21 protein-coding genes are annotated in these 22,501 nt (G+C 69.1%); 10 read left to right on the top strand and 11 right to left on the bottom strand.

Features of this window, described 5'->3' with window-relative positions; genetic code table 11:
• The 7 genes from ACFQEY_RS00980 to ACFQEY_RS00950 all read left to right on the top strand — a co-directional run bounded on the left by ACFQEY_RS00980 (position 1) and on the right by ACFQEY_RS00950 (position 8,588).
• Positions 1 to 636: a uracil-DNA glycosylase gene (locus ACFQEY_RS00980; RefSeq protein ID WP_379763888.1), complete on the top strand. Its 636-nt coding sequence runs from the start codon at positions 1 to 3 to the stop codon at positions 634 to 636.
• 134 nt (positions 637 to 770) lie between these two features.
• The gene (locus ACFQEY_RS00975; protein WP_379763885.1) at positions 771 to 1,925 is read left to right on the top strand and encodes a phosphate/phosphite/phosphonate ABC transporter substrate-binding protein; all 1,155 of its coding nucleotides are present in this window, start codon (positions 771 to 773) and stop codon (positions 1,923 to 1,925) included.
• 26 nt (positions 1,926 to 1,951) lie between these two features.
• On the top strand, positions 1,952 to 2,761 hold the full coding sequence (locus ACFQEY_RS00970; protein ID WP_379763883.1) for a phosphonate ABC transporter ATP-binding protein: 810 nt from the start codon (positions 1,952 to 1,954) through the stop codon (positions 2,759 to 2,761).
• Positions 2,762 to 2,783: 22 nt separating this feature from the next.
• Entirely contained in the window at positions 2,784 to 3,869 is a 1,086-nt protein-coding gene (locus tag ACFQEY_RS00965) for a PhnE/PtxC family ABC transporter permease (protein WP_379763881.1), read from the top strand.
• A gap of 162 nt (positions 3,870 to 4,031) precedes the next feature.
• Positions 4,032 to 4,691, top strand: a complete 660-nt coding sequence (gene hisH, locus ACFQEY_RS00960; RefSeq protein WP_379763879.1) for an imidazole glycerol phosphate synthase subunit HisH — start codon at positions 4,032 to 4,034, stop codon at positions 4,689 to 4,691.
• Between the two features lie 16 nt (positions 4,692 to 4,707).
• The gene (locus ACFQEY_RS00955; protein WP_379763877.1) at positions 4,708 to 6,867 is read left to right on the top strand and encodes a hydantoinase/oxoprolinase family protein; all 2,160 of its coding nucleotides are present in this window, start codon (positions 4,708 to 4,710) and stop codon (positions 6,865 to 6,867) included.
• Positions 6,864 to 8,588, top strand: a complete 1,725-nt coding sequence (locus tag ACFQEY_RS00950; protein ID WP_379763875.1) for a hydantoinase B/oxoprolinase family protein — start codon at positions 6,864 to 6,866, stop codon at positions 8,586 to 8,588. Before ACFQEY_RS00955 ends, ACFQEY_RS00950 begins: the two co-directional genes overlap by 4 nt.
• 18 nt (positions 8,589 to 8,606) lie before the next feature.
• Here ACFQEY_RS00950 and ACFQEY_RS00945 read toward each other — a convergent pair whose 3' ends face one another.
• From ACFQEY_RS00945 to ACFQEY_RS00915, 7 genes are all read right to left on the bottom strand, one after another.
• Positions 8,607 to 9,620: an aldo/keto reductase gene (locus tag ACFQEY_RS00945; RefSeq protein ID WP_379763873.1), complete on the bottom strand. Its 1,014-nt coding sequence runs from the start codon at positions 9,618 to 9,620 to the stop codon at positions 8,607 to 8,609.
• A 566-nt stretch (positions 9,621 to 10,186) separates the two neighbouring features.
• A complete protein-coding gene (locus tag ACFQEY_RS00940) occupies positions 10,187 to 10,957 on the bottom strand; it encodes a glutamine amidotransferase-related protein (RefSeq protein WP_379763871.1) in 771 nt (256 codons plus the stop codon).
• The gene (gene trpE, locus ACFQEY_RS00935; RefSeq protein WP_379763869.1) at positions 10,954 to 12,642 is read right to left on the bottom strand and encodes an anthranilate synthase component I; all 1,689 of its coding nucleotides are present in this window, start codon (positions 12,640 to 12,642) and stop codon (positions 10,954 to 10,956) included. Before trpE ends, ACFQEY_RS00940 begins: the two co-directional genes overlap by 4 nt.
• A complete protein-coding gene (locus ACFQEY_RS00930) occupies positions 12,639 to 13,283 on the bottom strand; it encodes a phosphoribosylanthranilate isomerase (protein ID WP_379763867.1) in 645 nt (214 codons plus the stop codon). Before ACFQEY_RS00930 ends, trpE begins: the two co-directional genes overlap by 4 nt.
• Positions 13,283 to 14,317, bottom strand: coding sequence for an anthranilate phosphoribosyltransferase (gene trpD, locus ACFQEY_RS00925; RefSeq protein ID WP_379763865.1), 1,035 nt, complete (start codon positions 14,315 to 14,317; stop codon positions 13,283 to 13,285). Before trpD ends, ACFQEY_RS00930 begins: the two co-directional genes overlap by 1 nt.
• Before the next feature lie 101 nt (positions 14,318 to 14,418).
• Positions 14,419 to 15,204, bottom strand: coding sequence for a universal stress protein (locus ACFQEY_RS00920; RefSeq protein ID WP_379763863.1), 786 nt, complete (start codon positions 15,202 to 15,204; stop codon positions 14,419 to 14,421).
• A 67-nt stretch (positions 15,205 to 15,271) separates the two neighbouring features.
• Positions 15,272 to 16,555 carry a tRNA pseudouridine(54/55) synthase Pus10 gene (locus ACFQEY_RS00915; protein WP_379763861.1) on the bottom strand — a complete coding sequence of 428 codons (1,284 nt, stop codon included), beginning with the start codon at positions 16,553 to 16,555 and terminating at the stop codon, positions 15,272 to 15,274.
• Between the two features lie 166 nt (positions 16,556 to 16,721).
• On the opposite strand from ACFQEY_RS00915, the gene ACFQEY_RS00910 reads away from it, so the two are divergent.
• Positions 16,722 to 17,111: a DUF5830 family protein gene (locus ACFQEY_RS00910; protein WP_379765071.1), complete on the top strand. Its 390-nt coding sequence runs from the start codon at positions 16,722 to 16,724 to the stop codon at positions 17,109 to 17,111.
• 616 nt (positions 17,112 to 17,727) lie between these two features.
• Here ACFQEY_RS00910 and ACFQEY_RS00905 read toward each other — a convergent pair.
• The 4 genes from ACFQEY_RS00905 to ACFQEY_RS00890 all read right to left on the bottom strand — a co-directional run bounded on the left by ACFQEY_RS00905 (position 17,728) and on the right by ACFQEY_RS00890 (position 20,583).
• Entirely contained in the window at positions 17,728 to 18,405 is a 678-nt protein-coding gene (locus tag ACFQEY_RS00905; RefSeq protein WP_379763859.1) for a MogA/MoaB family molybdenum cofactor biosynthesis protein, read from the bottom strand.
• Between the two features lie 78 nt (positions 18,406 to 18,483).
• Positions 18,484 to 18,903, bottom strand: a complete 420-nt coding sequence (locus tag ACFQEY_RS00900; RefSeq protein ID WP_379763857.1) for a DUF7124 domain-containing protein — start codon at positions 18,901 to 18,903, stop codon at positions 18,484 to 18,486.
• Between the two features lie 53 nt (positions 18,904 to 18,956).
• Entirely contained in the window at positions 18,957 to 19,172 is a 216-nt protein-coding gene (locus tag ACFQEY_RS00895; RefSeq protein WP_379763855.1) for a DUF7979 domain-containing protein, read from the bottom strand.
• A 172-nt stretch (positions 19,173 to 19,344) separates the two neighbouring features.
• Positions 19,345 to 20,583, bottom strand: coding sequence for an NAD(P)/FAD-dependent oxidoreductase (locus ACFQEY_RS00890; protein WP_379763853.1), 1,239 nt, complete (start codon positions 20,581 to 20,583; stop codon positions 19,345 to 19,347).
• A gap of 183 nt (positions 20,584 to 20,766) precedes the next feature.
• Here ACFQEY_RS00890 and ACFQEY_RS00885 point away from each other — a divergent pair, with 183 nt between their 5' ends.
• Together ACFQEY_RS00885 and ACFQEY_RS00880 are read left to right on the top strand one after the other, a co-directional pair.
• Positions 20,767 to 21,363: a DUF6149 family protein gene (locus ACFQEY_RS00885; RefSeq protein WP_379763850.1), complete on the top strand. Its 597-nt coding sequence runs from the start codon at positions 20,767 to 20,769 to the stop codon at positions 21,361 to 21,363.
• Between the two features lie 84 nt (positions 21,364 to 21,447).
• Positions 21,448 to 22,488, top strand: coding sequence for an AI-2E family transporter (locus ACFQEY_RS00880; RefSeq protein ID WP_379763848.1), 1,041 nt, complete (start codon positions 21,448 to 21,450; stop codon positions 22,486 to 22,488).
• Positions 22,489 to 22,501: the final 13 nt, after the last annotated feature.

Raw genomic sequence — 22,501 nt, 5'->3', positions numbered from 1 at the left:
ATGAACGAGGACGCTGGCGGTCTCGACGCCGACCTCCGAGTGCCGTCCTGCGAGCGCTGTCCGGCGCTCGTCGAGTCGCGGAGCCGCATCGTCGACGGCGTCGGCCCGACCGACGCCGACCTGCTGTTCGTCGGCGAGGGACCGGGAGCCAACGAGGACGAGCGGGGCGAACCGTTCGTCGGGCGCTCCGGCGACGTGCTCGACGACGCGCTGCGGGACGCGGGGCTCGCGCGGGCCGACGTGCGGATCACGAACTGTGTCCGGTGTCGACCCCCGGAGAACCGCGATCCGACGACCGAGGAGCTCGCGAACTGTCGCGGCCACCTCGACGCCGAGATCGACCGACTCGATCCCGAACTGATCGTGACCCTCGGGAAGGTGCCGAGCGAGCACCTGCTCGATAAAGCGGTGGCGATCACCTCGGAGTCCGGCGAGGTCGTCGACGCGCGGATAGCGGGCGCGTCGCGCCGCGTGTTGCTCTCGGTCCACCCCGCCGCGACGCTGTACGATCGCAGCCAGCGAGACGGGTTCTTCGAGACGATCGCGAGAGCTGGCGAGCTGAGCGGGGTCTCGCCGGGCGGCGGTTCCGATGGTTCCAACGGGTCCGGGGGACAGTCGCGGCTCGGCGAGTTCTGAACCGGCGAAATGGCGAAGTGACCGGAACGAGAAACGACCGAATCGCCGCAGAAACCCGTGCGAACGTCCATCACAATAGCGTTGGGTGTGAAACATAGAAAATAATTTACCGTGTGAGGTGAAGTGACAATCGTATGTCCGACAACAGGTGGTCGGCGAATCGGCGAAACTTCGTAAAGACAGCGGGCGCGGCGGGTGTGGTCGGGCTCGCAGGGTGTTCGGGTGGCGACGGCGGCGACAGTTCCGACGGCTCCGACGGTTCTGACGGCTCCGACGGCTCCGACGGCGAGACTTCGGGCGAAGCCGACAGCTCCGCGACGGAAGTGACCTGGGTGATGAACCCCGCGGAGGAGGAAATCGACATTCAGGTGCAGTACCAGCCGCTGTTCGAGTATCTCGAATCCGAGGCCGACATCGAGATCATCGAGCAGCCGACCGCGAGCTACTCCGGGACGGCACAGGAGCTACGCCGCGCGGCGGAGGGCGACCGGCTCTTCGCCGACACGTCCCCCGGCGCGGTCGCCCAGATTCCCGAAGAGATCGACGTGACGGGAATGCGCGTGGCCTACGGAGCCGAGCAGTACTTCTCGCTCATCACGACGCGGGCGGACAGCGACATCGAATCGCTCTCGGATCTCGAAGGCGAGGTCGTCGCATCCGCCGCGCCGACGTCGGTATCCGGGACGCTGTTCCCCCTCCTGATGCTCCGGAACGCCGGCCTCGATATCGGCAGCGCGCCCGGCGGCTCGCCGGAGGACTTCGAGCTCCGGACGTCCGATCACTCGACCGCCCGCGAACAACTCATTGCGGACGACCGGATCGCGGCCGCGGGGACTGGCGCGTTCTCGACCGCGGCGCACGTTCCCCAGGAACAGTTCGACGAGATGTCACAGGAGTTCGTCGACATCTCCGCCGAGTACGACGGCGCTGGCGAGAGCGACCCCGAGCTCCAGCTCCTCGCCGTCTCCGACCCGATCCCGCGCGCGCCGATCGTGAGCAACGCCGCGTGGGAGGAGCCGCTCAAAGACGATATCCGCCAGCTGATGATCGACGCGCCGCCGGAGGCGTTCGAACACGACTCGCAGGCCGACATCGCCGAGGCGCTCAACATCGACCCCGAGATCCTCGAGATGGACGAGTCCGAGCTGAGCGACGATCAGGTGGACGACCTCGAGCTGGTGGAGGCGCACGCGCTCTGGTTCAGCGGCGTCGTCGAAGCCTCCGTCGGGGACTTCGACCCTGTCGCCGAACTCGGACAGGAGCTCGGACTGGAGTGGAGCGACCTCTAGACAGCCCGGATTCACTTTTTGGACACATGAGCTACATCGAAGTAGACGGTCTTACGAAACGGTTCGGCGACACGGTCGCACTCGACGACGTGTCCTTCGAGGTCCCCGCGGGGGAGTTCGTCATCGTGCTCGGCGTGTCCGGCTCCGGGAAGTCGACGCTGCTGCGAACCCTGAGCGGACTCCTTCCTCCGACCGACGGAGAGATCACGATCGACGGGGAGCCGATGAACGAGCCCCGTCCCGAGGTCGCGATGATCTTCCAGCAGCACAACATCATCGGCGACATGTCGGCGTATTCGAACGCGCTCTCCGGCGGCGTCCACCGATCCGGGTTCTTCTCCAGCGTGCTCCAGCTACAGGACGTGGAGGAGAAACACCGCGCGCTGGACGCGCTCGACACGGTCGGGCTGTTGGGGGAGGCCGAACAGAAGGCGCGGAGCATGAGCGGCGGCCAACAGCAGCGCGTCGGGATCGCCCGCGCGCTCGTCCAGCAGCCGGAGGTGCTCCTCGCCGACGAGCCGGTCGCGAGCCTCGATCCCGGCAGCGCACAGAGCGTGATGGGGTACCTCCGCGCCGCGTCCGAGGAACGGGATCTGACGACGTTCTGTAGCCTGCACCAGGTGAACATCGCGCGGAAGTTCGGACACCGGTTCATCGGCCTCAGAGACGGTAAAAAGGTGTTCGACGGCTACCGCGACGAGCTGACCATAAGCGTTATCGACGACCTCTACGGCGACATCGAGACGGAGGGGATGTTCGTTCGCGAGGACGGAGACACGGCCAGCGAGACGGACGAGGACGCCGACGCCGCGACCGACGGGGTCGCGACGACGTGACGAGAACAGAGCTGATCTACGCGTGACAACAGACACACCGAGCACCGACGAGAGGGCCGGTCCCGACGTCAGCGACGGCGGGGTCGCCGTCCCGGACCGCATCGCAGCACAGTTCGAGAACATCAAGCGGACGCGACGACGCCGGGCGATCGGCTGGGTCGGATTGGTGTCGTTCCTCGCGTTCGCCACGGTACAGGCGTTCGCCGCGACCGAGCTGTTGAACCCGGACGCCAGGCTCGGAACGTTCGTCGAGTCCCTGAGCGAGTTCTTCCCGATCACGAACTACCTCGGCGTGATCCCATTCCTCGATTTCGGGCAGTACGTCGAGTTCATGATTCAGGAGAACCTGCTGTATGACCCCGATATCGGGGGCATGCTGTTCCAGTGGCCGCCGAACCCCGCGGACGCCTACGCCTTTTTCTTCCAGGAGCTCGGCATCTTCCAGGTGTTCGGCGAGGCCGGGATCACTCTCGCGATGGGGTTCGTCGGAACGATTCTCGGATTCCCGTTCGCGCTCGTCTTCGGAACGCTCGGATCCGAGCGCGTCACGCCGTTCCCGTTCAACTTCATCTTCCGCGGGACGATGTCGTTCATCCGTGCGATCCCCGCCATCGTCTGGACGCTCATCTTCATCCCGTTCCTCGGACTCGGCCCCGCCTCGGCCGCGATAGCGATCGCCTTCGACACGATCGGGAATCTCGGCCGGCTGTTCGTCGACGAACTCGAGGAGATCGAGGACGGCCCGATCGAGGCCATGCGGACGACCGGGGCGAACAAGCCGCAGATCGTCTTTTTCGGCATGCTGAGTCAGGTCCGAACGGCGTTCATCGCGTGGACGCTGTACATCTTCGAGATCAACGTCCGGATCGGCGTCACCGTCGGTGTCCTCGGGGCCGGCGGGCTCGGGTACATCGTGACCTCCCAGCAGAACCTGCTGCGGTTCACCAACATGATGGCGACGCTGATCGCCATCTTCATCCTCATCATCTCCGTCGAGCTGTTCAGCCAGCGGCTCCGGTCGCGGCTGCGCTCCGATGAGGTGAAGATGAGCCTCTGGGAGCTGATCACGGGGTTCCCACGGCGGATGGCCGAGTCGGCGATGAAGTAACGCCGGCACTCGTCCGCTCCCGTCGCGGTCGAACCGCCGACTGCAACCACCGACCGCCGACCGCCAACCACCGACCACCGACCGCCGACTGCCGACCGCCGGCCACCGACCGCCCACTGCCACAAGGGAAACCGATTTTTCCGTCCCCCTCCCAGTGGTGGTATGAGCACTTTCGAACCGCCCGCGGAGACGCTGGCGGACGTCGTCCTCGTCGACTACGGGCTCGGGAATCTCCGCTCCGCGACCCGCGGGCTCGAACGGGCCGGCGCGTCGGTAGAGATCACGGACGATCCCGAGGCGTTCGCGGCCGCCGACGGCGTCGTCCTTCCGGGCGTCGGTGCGTTCCGCGAGGGGATGGAGAACGCCGGACCGCTGCGCGAGGCGCTGACCGATCACGCGGCGACTGGCCGTCCCCTCTTCGGGATCTGTCTCGGCATGCAGATGCTGCTCACGTCGAGCGAGGAGGCCGACCACGAGGGGGAGGGCGAAGTGACCGGCCTCGATCTCGTGCCCGGCACCAACGTTCGGTTCGACGTGGACCGCAAGGTTCCGCACATGGGCTGGAACGAGCTGTCCGTGGAGCGCGATCACCCGCTGGTGGAGGGTGTCGCGGGCGAGTACGCCTACTTCGTCCACTCCTACTACGCGGAGCCCGACGATCCGGACGCGGTCGTCGCGACCGCGGACTACGGTATCGACTTCCCCGCCGTCGTCGCGAACGAGGCTGGAAACGTGTTCGGCACCCAGTTCCACCCCGAGAAGAGCGGGGAGACGGGGCTCCGAATCCTCCGGAACTTCGTCGAGTACTGCGCGGAGCGGTAGCGGAGACCGAGCCACTATGACGGGAGACGACGGAGACGACAGCCACCCCGCCCGGCTCGGCGTCGACGTGGGCGGCACGTTCACCGACGTGGCGCTGGTCGTCGGCGACGACCTGACCACCGCGAAGGTGCCGACGACGACCCCGCAACACGCCGGCGTCCTCGACGGGATCCGCGAGGCCTGCGCGGCGGCCGGTATCGATCCCGCCGACGTCGACGCGTTCGCACACGCGACCACGGCCTCCGTCAACGCCCTCTTGGAGCGCGACGGCGCGCGAACCGCGCTCGTGACGACGGCGGGCTTCCGCGACGTCTTGGAGATCGGTCGCCAGACGCGGCCGTCCCTCTACGACCTCGACGCGGAGACGGCCGACCCGCTCGTCCCCCGACGGCGGCGCTTCGAGGTCGACGAGCGCGCGACGACCGAGGGGATCGAGCGGGTGGTCGATCCGGAGGCGATCCGCGAGCTCGCGGACGAGATCGCCGAATCGGGGGCCGAGAGCGTCGCGGTCTCGCTGCTGCACGCGTACGCGCACCCGGATAACGAGGCCGCCGCGGCCGAGGTCCTCCGCGAGGAGCTCGACGTCCCGGTCTCGACCTCCCACGACGTGCTCCCCGAGTTCCGCGAGTTCGAGCGCACGGCGACGACCGCGGCCGACGCGTACCTGGCCCCCGAGCTCGACGCGTACCTCAGGCGGGTGATAGCGGACGCGGCCGACATCGGCCTTCCCGAGCCGCGCGTGATGCGCTCGAACGGCGGGGTCGCCGACGCGGAGACGGTTCGCGAGAGCGCGGTGACGACGGTGCTCTCCGGGCCGGCCGCGGGGGTCGTCGGCGCGGCCGCGGTGGCCGAGGGCGCGACGCTCGGCGGTGCGGAGGCGGAATCCGGCCCGCCAACCGGATCCGCCGTCACCTTCGACATGGGCGGCACGTCCAGCGACGTGAGCCTCGTCCGCGACGGGCGCGTCGAGCGAACCGCGGAGACGACGATCGCCGACGTGCCGCTCCGCACGCCGACCGTCGACGTGGAGACGGTCGGCGCGGGCGGCGGGTCGATCGCGTGGACCGACGCCGGCGGCGCGCTCCGCGTCGGCCCCGAGTCCGCCGGTGCGGACCCCGGACCGGCCTGCTACGGGCGGGGCGGCAGCGAGGCGACGGTCACCGACGCGGACGTCCTGTTGGGGTACATCGGTCAAGACGCGGCGCTCGGCGGAGACCTCTCGCTCGACGTCGACGCCGCGCGCGACGCGCTCGACCGGCTCGCGGACGAAGCGGGGATCGAAGCGGAAGGGGAAGGGGGTGGAGGCGGGAACGCCGACAGCGACGCCCCCGGCGACCTCGACGACGCGACGGCGGCCGCGCGCGGCGTGTTCCGCGTCGCCAACGCGACGATGGCGCGGGCGATCCGCTCGGTGACCGTCGAGCGCGGGCGCGACCCCCGAGCGTTCGACCTCGTCGCCTTCGGCGGCGCGGGGCCGATGCACGCCGCCGCACTCGCGGATCGGCTCGACATGGACCGCGTGATCGTTCCCGGGCCCGCCGGCGTGCTTTCGGCGTACGGGTTGCTCGCGGCCGACGAGACCCACGACGCGGCCCGCACGCTCCGGCTCTCGCTTTCCGACGCGACCGCCGCCGACCTCGGCGACGCCTTCGCCGAACTGACCGACAGGGTCTTCGAGGACGCCTCCGATCCCGCGGCGGCACGCGTCGAGCGCGCGGCGGACTGCCGGTACGCGGGGCAGAGCTTCGAACTGACCGTCGACGCCGGGAGGGACGCGGGAGACACCGGTTCCGCAGTCGACCCCGACGCCCTCGCCGAGCGCTTCGCCGCGGCCCACGAACGCGCCCACGGCTACCGGCTCGACGCCGCGGTCGAGGCGGTCACGCTCCGAGTCACCGCCGCCGTCGACGTCGACGCGCCGACGGTCTCTCGAACGGGCTCGGCGGACGCGAGGCAGGGGGTCAGAGACGTCGTCTTCCCGGAGTCTGGGACCGTCGAGGCGACTGTCTACGACCGCGACGCGCTGAGGCCGGGTACGGGACTCGACGGTCCGGCGGTCCTCGCGGGGACCGAGAGCACGACAGTCGTGCCGCCGGCGTGGGACGGTCGCGTCCGGCGGGACGGGACGGTGGTGCTGGAGCGGGGAGACGCCGAGTCCGGGGGTGACGATCGATGACCGACCACGACGCCGACACTGCGAGTGACCGCGACGCCGACACTGCGAGTGACCGCGACGCCGACACTGCGAGTGACCGCGACGTCGCCATCGACTCGGTGACGCTCGAAGTGCTCCGCAACCAGCTGGAGGGCGTCGCCGAGGAGATGGGAAGCGTCCTGATCCGCGGGGCGTACTCGCCGAACATCACGGAGCGCCGCGACTGCTCGACCGCGCTCTTCGACGCCGACGGGCGGATGATCGCGCAGGCGGAGCACATCCCCGTCCACCTCGGGGCGATGCCGGAGGCGGTCGACGCGGTCCGAAAGAAAGACCCGGGGCCCGGCGACGTGTTCGTCCTCAACGATCCGTTCGCGGGCGGAACCCACCTCCCGGACGTGACGCTCGTCTCGTCGCTGTCGCTCGACGGCGACGTGGTCGGCTTTGCCGCCTCCCGGGCGCACCACGCCGACGTCGGCGGGATGGTCCCCGGTAGCATGCCGGCGGGCGCTCGCGAGATCTACCAGGAAGGGCTCCGGATCCCGCCGATTCGGCTCGTCGCCGACGGCGAGCGCAACGACGACGCGTTCGACCTGCTGTTCGCGAACGTCCGGAACGCCGCCGAGCGGCGCGCCGACTTCGAGGCGCAGATCGCCGCCAACGAGCGGGCGGACGAGCGGCTCCGCGAACTGGCCGAAGAACGCGGTCGCGACCGACTCGAAGCGGCCTTCGACGCCGTCATCGGCTACTCCCGCGACCGGATGACCGCCGCGATCGCCGACCTGCCCGACGGGACCTACAAGGCCGCGGACGTCCTGGAGGGCGACGGCGTCACCGACGAGGATATCCCGATCTGCGCTGCGGTCACGGTCGACGGAGGATCGCTCGCGGTCGACTTCGACGGCAGCGCCGATCAGGTCGAGGGGAACTGCAACGCGCCGCTGGCGGTGGCCAAGAGCGCGGTATACTTCGCGGTCCGCTGCGTGACCGACCCGGAGGTACCGCCGAACCACGGGTGTTACGAGCCGGTGTCGATATCGGTCCCCGAGGGCTCGGTGCTGAACCCCGATCCGCCCGCGGCGGTCGTCGGGGGTAACGTCGAGACGAGTCAGCGTGTCACCGACGTGGCGCTCGCGGCGCTCGGCGAGGCGGCCCCCGGGCGGGTGCCCGCCGGGAGCCAGGGGACGATGAACAACCTCACGATCGGGGCGCGCGGCGGGGGCGAGACCTCGGATGGCAACGCCGCCGAGTCGTTCACCTACTACGAGACCATCGGCGGCGGGTTCGGCGCGCGCCCGGGGGCCGACGGGATGGACGGCGTGCAAGTCGGGATGACGAACACGCTCAACACGCCCGTCGAGGCGCTCGAAGCGGCGTACCCGCTCCGCGTGGAGCGCTACGCGTTCCGTCCCGATAGCGGCGGGGCGGGTCGCCACCGCGGCGGCCTCGGACTGGAGCGCACGGTGCGGGTCGAGACCGACGCGACCGTCTCGCTGTTGACGGAGCGGCGGCGTCACGCGCCCGCGGGCGTCGACGGCGGCGAGTCGGGCGCGCTCGGCGAGAACCTGATCGACGGCGAGCCCGTCCCGGCGAAGACGACCGTCGACGTGGAATCGGGGACGACGGTGACGGTCCGAACCCCGGGCGGCGGCGGGTACGGCGACCCGAGCGAGCGGGATCCGGCGTCGACGGCGGCGGACCTGGCGGACGGGAAGGTGACGGAAGACGAGAGAGACGCCTGAACGGGCGGGCGACGGGGTTCAGAGCCCGTCGTAGGGGCCGGGCTTCGCGGCGGTGAGGCGGTCGACCTGCCCGTCGGAGAGGTCGATCGAGGCGGCGGCGAGGTTCTCGGTCAGCTGGTCGACGGTTCGCGCGCCGACGATGGGGGCGGTGACGCCGTCACGGTGGGCGAGCCACGCGAGCGCGGTCTGCGCGGGCGACGCGTCGACCTCCTCGGCGACGGCGTCGAGTTCGTCGTGGACGTCGAAGTTCTCCTCGGTGAGGTACGCCTCCTGAAACCGGCTCGACTCGGCGGCCTTCGACTCTTCGGGGAGGTCCTCGTCGCGGTCGTACTTCCCGGTCAAAAAGCCCTGCCCGAGCGGGCTCCACGGGGAGACCGCGAGGTTCCGCTGGCGGGCGAACTCTAGGTAGTCGCCCTCGATCTCGCGGTCGACGAGGTTGTACCGCGGCTGGAGAACCGTGAACGGTTCCCACCCTTCGTTGCGGGCGATTTCGTTGGCCCGGGCGACCTTCCAGGCGTTCGGGCGGAGCGTCGACGCGCCGAGGTAGTGGACTTTGCCGGACTCGACGAGTCCGTTGAGGGTCTTCATCAGCTCGCGGGCGGGCGTCTCGTCGTCCCACCGGTGGATGTAGAGGACGTCGACGTAGTCGGTGCCGAGGCGGTCTAAGAGGGCGGCGACACGGTGGCGAACGTTCTTGCGGTTCGTGCCGCGGCTGTTCGGGTCGCCGTCGCGGATCTGCCAGTACACCTTCGAGGCGACCGTGTAGCGCTCGCGGTCGCGCTCGGCGAGCCAGTCGCCGATCCAGCGTTCGCAGTCGCCGCCGCCGTACACGTCGGCGGTGTCGACGTACCGCCCTCCCGCCGCCTCGTAGGCGTCGAGCAGCTCGTGGGCCCGCGTCTCGTCGATCTCCACGTTGCCCGCCTCGGTCACGCGGCCGAACCGCCACGTGCCGAACTGGAGTTCGCTCGTCCGGAGCCCGGTTCGGCCGAGCGGGACCGTACCGAGATCGATGTCGTCGAGTTCGGGTGTCATCCCCAGATAGTTGCCCCCGTCGCGGCAAAAACCCACAGCAACCGAACGCGACGAGTGACCGCGTGACACGGTACCGCATTGGCGCACACGAGACGAGCGCCGACCCGCCTGATCGATTTCCGATATGAGTGGTGCACGTGACGGCGGTGGACCGCTATGCGTGAGAGGGTGGTGTCGTCGGCGGCTGTTTATCTGTCGTTGGTGGGATGGCACATCCCTCGAAAGCCCCCAACCGCTCGCTTATAAGTCGTTGCTAGCCCGGTGAACACCACCTCAGCCTCGCCACTCGCGCCTTTATAAGGCGATCGCGGCGTCCAGCGAGAATCGGAGACCCGCTGGCAGCGGACGTAGTCCGGGGACAGCGAGGCGCGAAGCGTCGCTGGCAGCCGCCGCGCAGCGCCGTCGTCGACCTCGCGCAGGCTGTCGCCACCGCCACGTGCATTTATAAGCAGTCGTCGCTCTCGCACTCGCCCGTTTACATGCCGCGTCGCCGGCGGCGGTCCGTGATACTCACTCCCGCGATCTCTCACAGTCGCGTCGAAGAGCGCAACGAGCGGTCGCGGCGCTCACACCGACGCGAGGAAGTTCCGGATCAGGTCGTGGCCGGCTGCGGTGAGCACGCTCTCGGGGTGGAACTGCACCGCCTCGATCGGGTGCTCGCGGTGGCGAATCCCCATCACGATCGCGTCGCCGTCGTGGTCCGTGGTAGCGGTCACCTCGAAGGCGTCGGGGACCTCAGTGGCGGCAAGCGAGTGGTACCGCCCCGCGCGGAACCCCTGATCGAGGCCGGCGAACACGCCCTCACCGTCGTGGTCGACCGGAAACGCCTTGCCGTGGATCGGCTCCGGCGCGTGCCCGACCGTGCCGCCGTACTCGTACACGGCGGCCTCCAACCCCAGACAGACGCCGAGCGTCGGGACCTCGGGCGAGAGATCCCTGAGCACGTCCGCGCTGACGCCCACGTCGCGCTCGTTCTTCGGGTGGCCGGGACCGGGGCTGATGAGGATCGCGTCGGGACCGGCCGCCTCGATCTCCCCGAGCGACGCGGTGTTCTTGACGACCTCGACGTCGATCGCCGATCCGTTCCCGTCGCCATTGCCCCCGCCGTCCGCGCTCCCACCGTCCGCGTCGCCGCCGTCTGCGCTCCCCCCGTCCGCGTCGCCGCCGTCTGCGCTCCCCCCGTCCGCGTCGCCGCCGTCTGCGCTCCCCCCGTCCGCGTCGCCGCCGTTCGCGCCGCCGCCGTCCGCATCGCCCGTCCCGCCGATAGTCTGATCGGAGACGTACTCCACGAGGTTGTACGTGAACGAGTCGAAGTTGTCGACGACGACGATCTTCATTCGTCGACCTCCGTGCCGGCGGCGAGGGGGTCGTCCGCGTGAGCGTCGTCCGCGTCGTCCGCGTGCGAGTCGTCGTCCCGGATTCGGTCGATCGCGGCCACCACCCCGTCCATCTTCTGTTCGGTCTCCTCGTACTCGGCGGTCGGATCGGAGTCGGCGACGAGCCCGGCCCCGGCGCGGACGGTCACGACGGTGTCGCCGTCACGCGCGCCCGTGGGCGACTCTTCGAGCGTCGCCGTCCGGATCACGATCGCGAAGTCGGCGTCGCCGGTCCACGCGTAGTAGCCGACGCCGCCGCCGTACGCCCCCCGCGGGGTCGTCTCCAACTCCTCGATGATCTCCATCGCGCGCACCTTCGGCGCGCCCGTGAGGGTCCCGGCGGGGAACGTCGCACGCGTCGCGTCGAACGCATCGGCGTCGGGCGCGAGCGTCCCCGTCACCGTCGATTCGATGTGCTGCACGTGACTGTACTTCAGCACGTTCATGAACTCCTCGACGCGGACGGACCCGGGCTCGCTCACCCGCCGAACGTCGTTTCGCGCGAGGTCGACGAGCATCGTGTGCTCGGCGCGCTCCTTCCCGTCCGCGAGCATCTCGCCGGCGAGCCGGCGGTCCTCGACCGGGCTCGTTCCGCGGGGACAGGTTCCGGCGATCGGGTTCGAGACGATCCGGTCGCCCTGCACCGACACGAGCGTCTCCGGGCTCGCACCGACGATGGAGCGGTCGTCGTGGCGCAGCACGTACATGTACGGCGAGGGGTTCACGTCGCGCAGCGCCGCGTACAGCCCGAGCGAGTCGACCTCGCCGCGAAGCTCTCGGCTCCGCGAAATCACGCCCTGGTAGATGTCGCCGTCGAGGACGTGACGCTTGGCCGTCCGGACCGCCTCCTCGTACGCCTCGCGGGAGCCGGCCGACTCCCCCTCGACGCGGATCCCGTCGGGCTCCGGCGGGGCGGCCTCGCGCAGTTCGCCGGCGACGCGCTCCGCCTCGGCGACGAGCTCGTCGTAGGTCGCCGCGGGGTCGTCGTCGACGCCGATCACGGGCGTGAAGACGAGTTCGATCGTCCCCTCCTTCTCGTCGAAGACGACCGTGCGGGTCGTTAGCGCGAACTCGGCGTCCGGGAACTCGGTCTCGGGGCGGTCGACGCCCACCTCCTCCAGCCAGAGGTCGTACACCGCCTCGTACGCGAGGAAGCCGACGAACCCGCCCGAGAGGATCTGCCGGTCGGTGTCGGGGAACCCACGCAGGCTCACGTCGGGGAACGCCGCCCGGATCCGGTCGATCGCGTCGCCGGCATCGGAGCCGAGTTTGGAACCCGAATCCGCGGTTTCCGCCCCTTCCTCCACGAACTCGGCCGCCGGGCCGAGTCGCGTCACGTCGGTACGGTCCGGATGGACGGAGACGATCGCCTCCGGATCGTACCCGACGAACGAGTAGCGGGCGTGCCTGTCCGCCTTGCCGCCCGACGTAAACGCGCCGTCGGGGTCGCTGGAGGCGACCTTTTCGCCCGACTCCAAGAGGAACCCGTACGGTCCGTCGCCGACGAGGGTTGCGTACGCCGCGAGGGGGGTCACGTCGACGTCGAGCGGCGCGGACGCGCGAACGACCGCCGGCTTCTCCGCGTCGCTCACGAGGTCGACGAACGCCCCCTTCGAGCGGTTCAACGGCGAGCGCTCGTCGCTCATGCCAGCTCCATCTCCCGGCCAGCGTTCGCGACGAACCGGGCCACCGCGTTGTGGTCCTTCCGGCCCTCCGTCAGCTCGACGCCGGAGGCGACGTCGACGGCGAAGGGGTCGGCGGCGCGGACCGCCTCGGCGACCGTGTCGGCCGTGAGCCCCCCAGCGAGGACGACCGGAGAGGTGAGTCGTTCGGCGAGGACGCCCGCCCGCGTCCAGTCGTGAGTCTCGCCGGTGCCGCCCGCGCCCGACTCGTCGGTCGAGTCGATCACGAGCGCGTCGGCGACGGCGTCGAACGCCTCGGCGCGGGCCGTCTCGGCGGCGTCGACGGCGAGCAGCACCTTTCGCTCGGTCTCCGCGCGGATGAACCGGATCTCGTCGGCGGTCCACTCGCCGTGGAGTTGAAGCGCGTCGGGGCCGATCGTTCGGACCAGCTCGACCGCGCGCTCGGCCGACTCGGGCATCGTGACGAGCGTCGCGGTGACGAACGGGGGAACGTCGGCGAGCAGTTCGGCCGCCGTCGCGGGATCGACCTCGCGGGGCGAGTCGACGGGGACCTCGGAGATGACGCCGACCGCGTCAGCGCCGGCGTCGATCGCGGCGCGGAGGTCGGCCCCCCGCGTGAGCCCGCAGATCTTCACCCGCGCCATCAGTCGTCGCCCTCCGCACCGCGGAGGTCGGCCTCCGCACCGCAGAGCGCCGCGAACTTCTCGGCGGCCGCGCCGGAGTCGATCGCCTCGACGGCGCGCTCGACGCCCGCGGCCAGCGAGTCGGTCTCGCCGGCGACGTAGATCGCCGCCCCGGCGTTCGCCGCGATCAGATCGCGTTTCGCCCCGGTGACGGAGCCGTCGACGATACCGCGGAGGTCGGCCGCGTTCTCCTCGGGCGTCCCGCCGGCGACCGCCTCGATCGGGGCTCGATCGAGCCCGAGGTCCTCGGGGGTGAGCGTGAACTCCGTCACCTCGTCGCCGTCGACCTCGGCGACGACCGTCTCGTCGTGGATTCCGATCTCGTCCATTCCAGCGCCGTGGACGACGAGCGCGCGCTCGACGGGCATGTGCGCGAGCGACCGGGCGATCGTTCCGACGAGATCGGGGTCGTAGACGCCGAGCACCTGCGCGTCGGCACCGGCGGGGTTGGTGAGCGGACCGAGCACGTTGAAGATCGTCCGCATACCGAGCTCCTTTCGCGGATCGATGACGGCCTTCATCGCCGGGTGGAACACGGGCGCGAGCATGAACCCGATCCCGTCGTCCTCGATTGCGGCCTCGACGGCCGGCGGCTCGGCCTCCACGTCGGCACCGGCGACCTCCAGCACGTCGGCGCTCCCCGAGGAGGACGAGACGGAGTAGTTGCCGTGCTTGGCGATCGGAACCCCCGCGCCCGCGGCGACGATCGCCGCGGTCGTCGAGACGTTGATCGTGTCGTACTCGTCGCCGCCGGTCCCGCAGGTGTCGACGAGCGGCCCTCGGGAGGGATCGATCGTGCGGGCGGCGTCGCGCATCCCCTGCGCGAAGCCCGCGATCTCGGCCTCGGTCTCACCCTTCGCTCGGAGCGCCGCGAGGAGCGCGCCGATCTGCGCCTCCGTCGCGCCCTCGAAGACGAGCCGCGCGGCCTCGCGCGCCTCCTCGACCGTCAGGTCCGCCCCGTCCGTCACGCGTTCGACCGTGTCGTTGATATCCATAGTGTTCACCGATGTATTACTTCGAGTTGTAATGTACAAGTATGTACACTGATTTAACGCTGTCGCTGACGGCGGTCGTGGTGTGCCGTCCGCGCAGCCCACTACCTGGAGAGTGAGGTCGATCCGTCTGCCTCGACGACGATCACGGGGACGTCGGCGTCGTCGATCACGGTGTCGGTCGTTGATCCGAACACGAACCGACCGACGGTGCCGGTCGTCGGCGCGCCGACCACGACGAGGTCGTAGTACGGCGACTGCTCGACGATCGCGCCCGCAGCGGTGCGGTCCTCGACGAGCCAGCGATCGACTCGGTCGAACCCGCCGAGGCGGTCGCGGGCGGCCGAGAGGAGTCGATCGCCGGCCGCCGCGTAGTCGTCACCGTCTGCGTCGGGGTCGGCGCGAACTCCGCTGTCTACGCCGTCCGCGCTTCCCCCGCCGCCTGCGCTTCCCTCGCCGTCCGCGCTTCCCTCGCCGTCCACGGGCGTCGCGTCGTCGTCAGCGAGGGCCGCTTCCGAGGGGACGACGTGGAAGAGTTCGAGCCACGCGTCGGTCGCCTCCGCTATCGCACGCGCGACGTCGACGGTCGCTCCGGAGTGCGGGCCGGGGCCGACGGCGACGAGGATCGAGGAGACGCGGTCCGGGCGTTCCGCGCGATCTAGCCCCTCCAGACGGACGCGTTCCGCCGTCGGCGTCGACTCGACGGCCGCCGCGACGGCCGGTCGGATGACGCCCTCCCCGTCCTCCGACGCCCCGGTCGTGTCGTCGGCTGCCGTGTCGTCAGCCGCCGCGTCGTCGGCCGCAGTATCGCTGGTCGCGGTGCCGCCGGCTGACGCGTCGTCGGCCCTCGCGTCGGCGGCCGTCGCGTCGTCGGCGTCGCTCCCGTTCATGGCTCAACGTCAGACGTGCGTCTGATAAATCCAGGTGATCCGCCGCCGGTCGGCGTGCGCGACGGGGTCAGTCCCGGAAGAACTCCTCGCGTTCGAACGGCTCCTCCTCGCCCTCGACCGCGACCACGTCGAGCGCGGTGACCGTGGCGTCGACGCCGAGGAGCCCGGCGAGGCTCGGTTCGGTCCTCCCCTCGTCGCCGGAGATCAGCTCCTTGATGTAGAGCCCGCCGGCCCCGTGGACCTCGACGGTCGCGCAGCGGACGTCGTCGAGTTCGGCGGTCGCTTCATAGACGGCTCGCTCGCGGGTGAGGCTCGCGCGACGGTGGTCCACCCGGTTCGGCGTGTACTGCTCGACGGTCGCTCCCCTCAGCTCGTCGACCGCGGCCGCGAGGGCGTCGGCGTCGACGTCGGCGTCGAAGGCCACCTCGGCGCGGTAGCGCTTGGCCGCGTCGTGCTCCTTAACGCGCGCGACCATGTCGTAGCTCGCGAGCCGGAGCCCCTCGACTTCGACGGCACCGTCCGCGAAGGCGTTGATGTCGGACTGGAGCCGCTCGACGTCGACCCGGCGGCGGCGCGGTTCCTCGATCTCGATCACGAAGGGGCGGCCGGTGCCGAGCATGAGGGCGTCGACGTCCTCGCGGCCCGCGCCGTGGAACGTCGCCTCGGTACCGTCCATCACGTCCTCGACGATCGGCGCGGTGTACTCCTCGACGCTGTCGTCGTAGAGGTACCCGGAGCCGCCGCAGTGGTCGCACGGGTCCGCGCCCTGCCGCCCGGACCCCTTGCACTCCCGACAGGGCCACTCGGTCTGCGGGATGTCGCGCTCCAGCTTGCGGTACCGACCGTACACGAACGTCGAGTTCACCTTCGCGTCGAGGTCGTCCGCCGCGAGGTCGATCGTGAACTGCACGTCCGGCCGGTCGAAGGAGACCTCCGCACCCGTGATCCGACCGAATCGCTTGCCGACCTCCCGGTTGAACTCGGATTTGAACGGCTCGCCGGCGTCCTCGTCGAGCCCCGCCTCCTCGCGGAACAGCGCCTCGTTCTCCTCGATCAACGGCGGCGGTCGAGTGCCGACGTTGTACGTGGCGAATTCGATTCCCTCGACCGCCTCGGCGGCGCGCTCGGCCCACGCGTCGAACTCGGCACAGCGCCCCTCGCACACCCAGCAGTCGACCGTCTCGACCGGCTCATGATCCTCGTTGTCGCGCAGCGCGAGCCCGGTGCGTAACGCCGACCCGCGGTCGGCGTTCGACAGCCCGAAGCTCCGATCGGCGACGAGTCGGCCGAGGCAGGCGTCACACACCGGTCCCGTCCCGGTCGCCCGCGCCGCGACCTCGAGTACGTCCATACGGTCATCAGCGTCCCGCGTGGTAACTGTCTTACTACATTCGGGCCGGATAGCAGCTTCATCGGCGGGCGAGCTCGCAGCTTCGTCGGTGGACGGGACGACGAGCGCGTCGGACCGCCGGTGGCTTCCCGTCCGACTTAAGACGGTCGGCGTCGTTTCGGCGGGCGTGAACGGGCCGGCGTCACGGGAGGAGAAATTGGAGCTCGGCGTCGAGCTCCTCGCGCACCTCGAACACGACGAGCTGGCGCTTCCGGACGCGATCGACCGGATCGAGACGGTGACGACGAGCCCCGCGCTCACCCGCGAGATACTCGACGCCGCCGAGAAGCGCGGCGTCATCGAGCGCGAGAACGCCCGATTGCGGGTGCAGCGCGGCGGGACCTACGTGAACTACGAAACGCAGGTCATCACGCGGGAGGGGGAGTTCGAGTGCCGCCGGTGCGGGACGACGATCTCGACCGGTCACTTCGTGCAGTTGGAGCCCGGCGAGCTCGGTCCCTTCGGCTCCTCGTGCATCCGGAAGGTGACCGGCCGCGACACCGATTCGTCGGAATGAGCGACGATCGATTAAGGGAGTAGGGATCTCAGTGTGTTGGGGTCGTCGTTTATAAGTGAAAGAGCGATGTTGTTGGCGGCTGTTTATATATCGTTGCTGGTGCGGTGAATTGCTGTGTTTCTGACGTTGAGTGTTTATAAGGGATTGTTGCTGGCGCGGTGAACACCTCCAAAGCCCCAGCCGCGAGGGTTCGCGCGACTCGCTGCGCTCCTCACTCAGTCGCTGACGCTCCTTCGCTGCGGTGCTTACTTCGTCGGGCTTCGCCCTCGCGGCAGCGAGGCGCGGAGCGCCTCTGGCAGCCGGACGTAGTCCGGCGACCTCGCGGGCTCCTCGCGCTCGCTTTTAAGCGAGCGCTCAAAGGCGCGCCACCGCACGGTCATTTATAAATAGCCGTCGCTCTCGCACTTGCTCCTTTAAATACCACGTCGCCGGCGGCAGTCTGCAATACCCACTCCCGCTATCGAACAAAACACGTCGCCGAACGGCTAGTACATCCTCCTCTGGCTGAAAACGGCACTGTATGAGAGGTCATCTGATCCGCGCTAAGACGCCGGTACGATCCGTCGCTGGCGAGGGTCGATCCGACTCCTGCTACCGCTGTCGCGCTCGGCAGATGTCACTCTTCGTCGCCGGATTCGGGGGGAGTGGAATCCGTTGACTCCGCTTCCGCGGCGGCGTCCTCGTCCGTCACCTCTCGCCTCGACAGCCCGACCAGGTGGCCGATCTCGGGGAGGATCACCTCGTCGACGCCGAGCCGGACCGCGTGTTCGGAGCCGGGGAGGCAGAACACGGGCGTCTCCGCGGCGATCCCCGCCGTCGCCCGCGAGCCGATAGTCCGCGTACCGATGTCCTCGGCGGAGCGCCGACGGAACAGCTCGCCGAACCCGGGCAGCCCCTTCGAGAGGATCGGAGAGACCGCCTCCGGGGTCACGTCGTCGGGCGTCACTCCCGTCCCGCCCGTGGTGACGACCACGTCGGTGTCCTTTCGCCGGGCCAATCGGTCGACGGTTCCCTGCACGCTGTCGTACTCGTCGGGCACGAGCTCGCGGACGGCGACCTCGTGGCCGGCCCCCTCGAACGCCGCCGCGAGGTAGTCACCGGACGGGTCCTCGTCGAGCGATCGAGAAGACGACACCGTCACGATCCCGACCGCGACGGAGTCGACGTCGTGGTGATGGTGTTCGTGGTCGCCGTGTTGGTCGTGGTCGCCGTGTTGGTCGTGGTCGCCGTGCTGGTTCTGGTCAGCGTGGTTGTCACCGTCGTGCTGGTCGTGATCGCCGTGGTCGTCGCTCATGTCCGGCCGTTCGCTGCCGACGCGCAAAACACCTCCCGGTCTCAGTGCGGGCGTTCGGAGAAAAGCGCACGGATCGATCTACGGCCAGTCGTCGCGAGAGGGCTCTTCGACGGACTCTTCCTCGGCGGCGGCGGCGGTCGCGAGGGCCCACCCGGCGGCCTCGGCCGCGTCCTCGACGTGGAGGAACTCCCAGCCGGTCGCCTCGGCGACGGTCGCGTCCTCGTCGTCGACGCCGACGAACACGTGCCGGTCGGTGTCGAACTGCTGGGCGATGTTCTCCAGGCTCTCCTCGACGCCGCGGGGCCCCGAGAAGAAGTCCTGGCGCACGCGGTGCTTGCGGGTGAAGTTCGTGACGACGTAAGTCGGTTTCTCGCTGACGACGCCGACGTACTCCGTCCACTGCCGGGCGTTGTTGAACACCTCGTTGGGATCGGCGAGCGCCTTCAGCGCCTCCAACTCGAACGCCAGCGTCATATCGGTGGATCCGCCACTGTCCATAGATCCGATCTCTCGCCGCGCGCGAAAACAACTTCGCTTCCGCGGGGGCCGCCTCAGCGCGCGCGAACTTCGTAGTAGTCGGTGAACTTCACCACGTCGCCGTCGTCGAGGTCGCCGGTCTCGGGGATCGTCCACGGCCCCTCCGCGACCTCCCTGATCGCGACCTGCGTCTCCTCGGCGAGCTCGTCGTAGTGCCGGACACGTGCGTCCGCCGGCACTCGCCCGGTGCGCCTGAGCCGGATCCGCCTGTTCGTCTCCCTCAATGGCATGTGGTAACGTATGTCACGATTTATCATAAACGTTTCGGGGATTCCGAGCGGACGGAGCTACCGCACCGCTCGCGAGCGTGCGACTGGGTCAGGACGTCGTCGGAGAGTCTCCGAACGTCCTCGAAGAGTTTCCGAACGTCGACGGAGAGTTCGGCCGCTGCAGTTCGCCGTCTTATTGCTCGGTCGGCGCAGCCAGTTCGTCGACCGAGAACCCGGGCTCCATGAGACGGTCCGTCTGGTCGCTCACGTCGCGGCCCTCGCGCATCAGCTGTTTGAACGCCGACTGCGGGGAGAGGTCGCCGATGAGCACGCCGCCGACGACCTTCCCGTCCTTCAGCGCGACGCGACGCCACTCGTTCTCGGCCGTGGTCGCCTCCACCGATTCGTCTCCGATCGTCGGGTGACCGAAGGAGAGGAACGGGAAGTCGAAGTGCGTGATCGAGTACGACGAGACCCACTCGAACTCCGCGGAGCCGTACGCGATCATGTTGCGGGCGGCTATCGTTCCCTGTTCTTTCGCCGAGCCCCACGACCCGTTCTTCGCCTGCTCGCCGAGCACGAGGTCGTCGAACGTGGTGATGTCGCCGGCCGCGAACACGTTGTCGATACTGGTGCGCATGTACTCGTCGACGACGATCCCGTTTTCGGTCTCCAGCGGCGTGTCCTCGACGAGCTCGGTGTTGAAGTTGAGCCCGATGGCGACGCCCGCGAAGTCGCACTCGTAGCGCTCGCCGTTCGGGTCGACCGCTGCCTCGACGTGACCGTCGTCGTCGACCTCGAAGTGATCGACGCCGGAGTCGAACACCGGCTCCACGCCGCGCTCGCGCATCGCCTCGTGCATGATCTCCGCGCCCTCCGTCGAGAGGGCGTAGCGCCACCACGCGTCGCCGCGCATCAGGTACTTCGCCTCGACGTCCTGCGCGCCGCAGATGGCCGCGAAGTCGATGCCGAGGAGTCCCGCGCCGACGATGACGGCCCGCTCCGCGTCCTCGACGCTCTCTTTGATCTTCCGGGCGTCCTGGAACGTCCAGAAGTGGTGGATCCCGTCGGCGTCGGCGTTGTCGACCGGGAGCTGCTGCGGGGTGCCGCCGACGGCGAGCAGGAGGGAGTCGTACTCGAACGTGTCGCCCTCGTGGGTGTGAACGGCGTCGTTCTCCACGTCGATGTCGACGACGACCGTGTTCAGCCGGAGGTCGACGTCGTGCTCGTCGTACCACTCCTCTTGGTGGATCGAGATCGGAGCCTCGGGGAGCTTCCCCTTCGCGTACTCCTTGATCAGGATCCGGTTGTAGAGGGACTCTCCCTCGTCGGTGAGAACCGTGATCTCGGCGTCAGGCGCTTCCTCGCGGAGCGTCTCGGCAGCGGACGCGCCCGCGATACCGTCCCCGACGATCACGTACGAATCGCTCATGAGCGGCCCTTCGGATTCGGGGTTAATGTGGATTGTCATCCACGTGTCGAACCGTGACAGCCCGTCGCTCGGCCCCGCTCCCCGCGGAGAAACGACCGATCGGTGCCCGCGAGGGGACGGTACGCTACGGATCGCGGGGCCGAGACGCCACAGATTCAAGGCCGTCCCGGCCGAACGAGACGCATGAAGATCCGGCAGAACATCCGCCACTGGGCCGCGAAAAAGGCGTTGACGACGCCGGTCGTCGGCGACGTCGCGAACGACAAGCTCGTCGATCTCCACACGAGCATCTTTCTCAACAAGGCCGACGAAGCGCGCCGCGAGGAGCGCCGCGAGCACCTCGACGACTTCTTCGACGCGACTATGGACGCGTACGTCGCCGCCCTCGAGGCCGGCTTCGCGGAGGCCGAAGCCCGCGAGATCACCCACGTCCAGGCCAACTTCGACTTCTTCAACCACGGCTGGACGGAGATGATGGAGATCCCCGGCGACGAATTGGAGGCACACTACCGACGGTACGAGTCGTTCTTCGCCGAGCACGGGATCACGATCGACGACCCGCTCGGTGAGTTCCGCCCGGCGGGTGGCGTCACCGAGGCCCCGAAGACCCCCGAGCGGCTCGAAACCCCCGAGTACGAGAACGCGCTCGCCGGGTTCGCCGACGACGTCTACGTCGAAACCGACGACGGCGAAACGGTCGCCGGCGGCGAGACGGCGGAGCCGGACGAGGTCGACCCGTCTATCGCCCCGGGCCTCGACGAGGACGAGGCCAACGTCTAGGAACGAGGCCAACGTCTACCCGCTCATTTCGTCCGCGCGTACCCACGATCCACGTTTAAATACTGACGACGAGAGGAGACCGATATGAACCGCGGACAATCGTTTCTCCTCCTACTCATCGGGTCCGTCGCGCTCCTGACCCTTTTCATCATCCTCCCGTTCGTCGAATACGTCATCGCGTCGGCGATCCTCGCGTACGTTCTCTACCCCTTCCACGTGCGGCTGTCGCGGCGGCTTCGAGGCGCGCTGTCCCGTTGGCTGCGGGAGTCGCTGTCGCGTCCGCTCGGAAACATGCTATCCGCGCTCGCGCTCATCCTCTCGTCCATCGTCGCCGTGATCCTGCCGCTCGCGTACATCTCGTGGGTGTTCGTCCGTGACCTCACCGACATCGCTCGGGGAAACACCGACATCGACGTCGTCGCCATCGAGGCCCGCATCGCCGAGCTCACGGGCCAGGAGTTCGCGGTCGGCGACGTGCTGGCGACGGTGGGACAGACCCTCGTGAACACGCTCTTCGGCGGGGTCAGCGGGATCGTCAGCACGACGCTGCGCGCCTCGGTCGGCCTCTCTCTCGCGCTGTTTCTGGTCTACTACACCCTGCTCGACGGCCCCGCATTCGTGCGGTGGATCCGATCCACGAGCCCGCTCCCGCCGGACGTCACCGCCGACCTCGTCGATCGAGTCGACGCGATGACGCGCGGCGTCGTGATCGGTCATATCGTCGTGGCGCTGCTGCAGGCGGTGGTCGCGGGCATCGGGCTCTGGGCGGCCGGCATCCCCAACGTCGTCTTCTGGACGTTCGTCATGGCCGTGTTCGCGCTGCTTCCGCTGATCGGAGCGTTCTTCGTCTGGGGACCCGCCGCCGCGTACCTCGTGGTCGTGGACCAGATGGCGGCGGGGGTGTTCCTCGCAGTGTACGGCGTCCTCGTCATCGCCATGGTGGACAACTACGCGCGACCGCTCGTCATCGACCAGCAGGCGCACCTGAACCCGGCGGTGATTCTCCTCGGCGTGTTCGGCGGAATCTACTCGATCGGCGTCACCGGACTGTTCGTCGGTCCGATCGTGATCGGCGTGCTCGCCGCGACGCTGGAGACGTTTCGCGAGGACTACGACACGATCTGAGTGGTTTTTAAGC

The sequence above is a fragment of the Halorubrum trueperi genome (assembly GCF_042662525.1).
In the GTDB taxonomy this organism is placed as follows: domain Archaea; phylum Halobacteriota; class Halobacteria; order Halobacteriales; family Haloferacaceae; genus Halorubrum; species Halorubrum trueperi.
Note: the sequence above shows the minus strand (reverse complement) of the source record. Positions and strands in the feature narration are given on the sequence as shown.

Coding starts and splice junctions, on each gene's coding strand:
- ACFQEY_RS00915 (WP_379763861.1), bottom strand. CDS start 16,555: ATGGACGTACTCGAGGTCGCGGCGCGGGCGACCGGGACGGGACCGGTG.
- ACFQEY_RS00900 (WP_379763857.1), bottom strand. CDS start 18,903: ATGGACAGTGGCGGATCCACCGATATGACGCTGGCGTTCGAGTTGGAG.
- ACFQEY_RS00885 (WP_379763850.1), top strand. CDS start 20,767: ATGAAGATCCGGCAGAACATCCGCCACTGGGCCGCGAAAAAGGCGTTG.
- trpE (WP_379763869.1), bottom strand. CDS start 12,642: ATGAGCGACGAGCGCTCGCCGTTGAACCGCTCGAAGGGGGCGTTCGTC.
- ACFQEY_RS00940 (WP_379763871.1), bottom strand. CDS start 10,957: ATGAAGATCGTCGTCGTCGACAACTTCGACTCGTTCACGTACAACCTC.
- ACFQEY_RS00920 (WP_379763863.1), bottom strand. CDS start 15,204: ATGAACGGGAGCGACGCCGACGACGCGACGGCCGCCGACGCGAGGGCC.
- hisH (WP_379763879.1), top strand. CDS start 4,032: ATGAGCACTTTCGAACCGCCCGCGGAGACGCTGGCGGACGTCGTCCTC.
- ACFQEY_RS00905 (WP_379763859.1), bottom strand. CDS start 18,405: ATGAGCGACGACCACGGCGATCACGACCAGCACGACGGTGACAACCAC.
- trpD (WP_379763865.1), bottom strand. CDS start 14,317: ATGGATATCAACGACACGGTCGAACGCGTGACGGACGGGGCGGACCTG.
- ACFQEY_RS00955 (WP_379763877.1), top strand. CDS start 4,708: ATGACGGGAGACGACGGAGACGACAGCCACCCCGCCCGGCTCGGCGTC.
- ACFQEY_RS00880 (WP_379763848.1), top strand. CDS start 21,448: ATGAACCGCGGACAATCGTTTCTCCTCCTACTCATCGGGTCCGTCGCG.
- ACFQEY_RS00890 (WP_379763853.1), bottom strand. CDS start 20,583: ATGAGCGATTCGTACGTGATCGTCGGGGACGGTATCGCGGGCGCGTCC.
- ACFQEY_RS00945 (WP_379763873.1), bottom strand. CDS start 9,620: ATGACACCCGAACTCGACGACATCGATCTCGGTACGGTCCCGCTCGGC.
- ACFQEY_RS00895 (WP_379763855.1), bottom strand. CDS start 19,172: ATGCCATTGAGGGAGACGAACAGGCGGATCCGGCTCAGGCGCACCGGG.
- ACFQEY_RS00980 (WP_379763888.1), top strand. CDS start 1: ATGAACGAGGACGCTGGCGGTCTCGACGCCGACCTCCGAGTGCCGTCC.
- ACFQEY_RS00950 (WP_379763875.1), top strand. CDS start 6,864: ATGACCGACCACGACGCCGACACTGCGAGTGACCGCGACGCCGACACT.
- ACFQEY_RS00970 (WP_379763883.1), top strand. CDS start 1,952: ATGAGCTACATCGAAGTAGACGGTCTTACGAAACGGTTCGGCGACACG.
- ACFQEY_RS00930 (WP_379763867.1), bottom strand. CDS start 13,283: ATGGCGCGGGTGAAGATCTGCGGGCTCACGCGGGGGGCCGACCTCCGC.
- ACFQEY_RS00975 (WP_379763885.1), top strand. CDS start 771: ATGTCCGACAACAGGTGGTCGGCGAATCGGCGAAACTTCGTAAAGACA.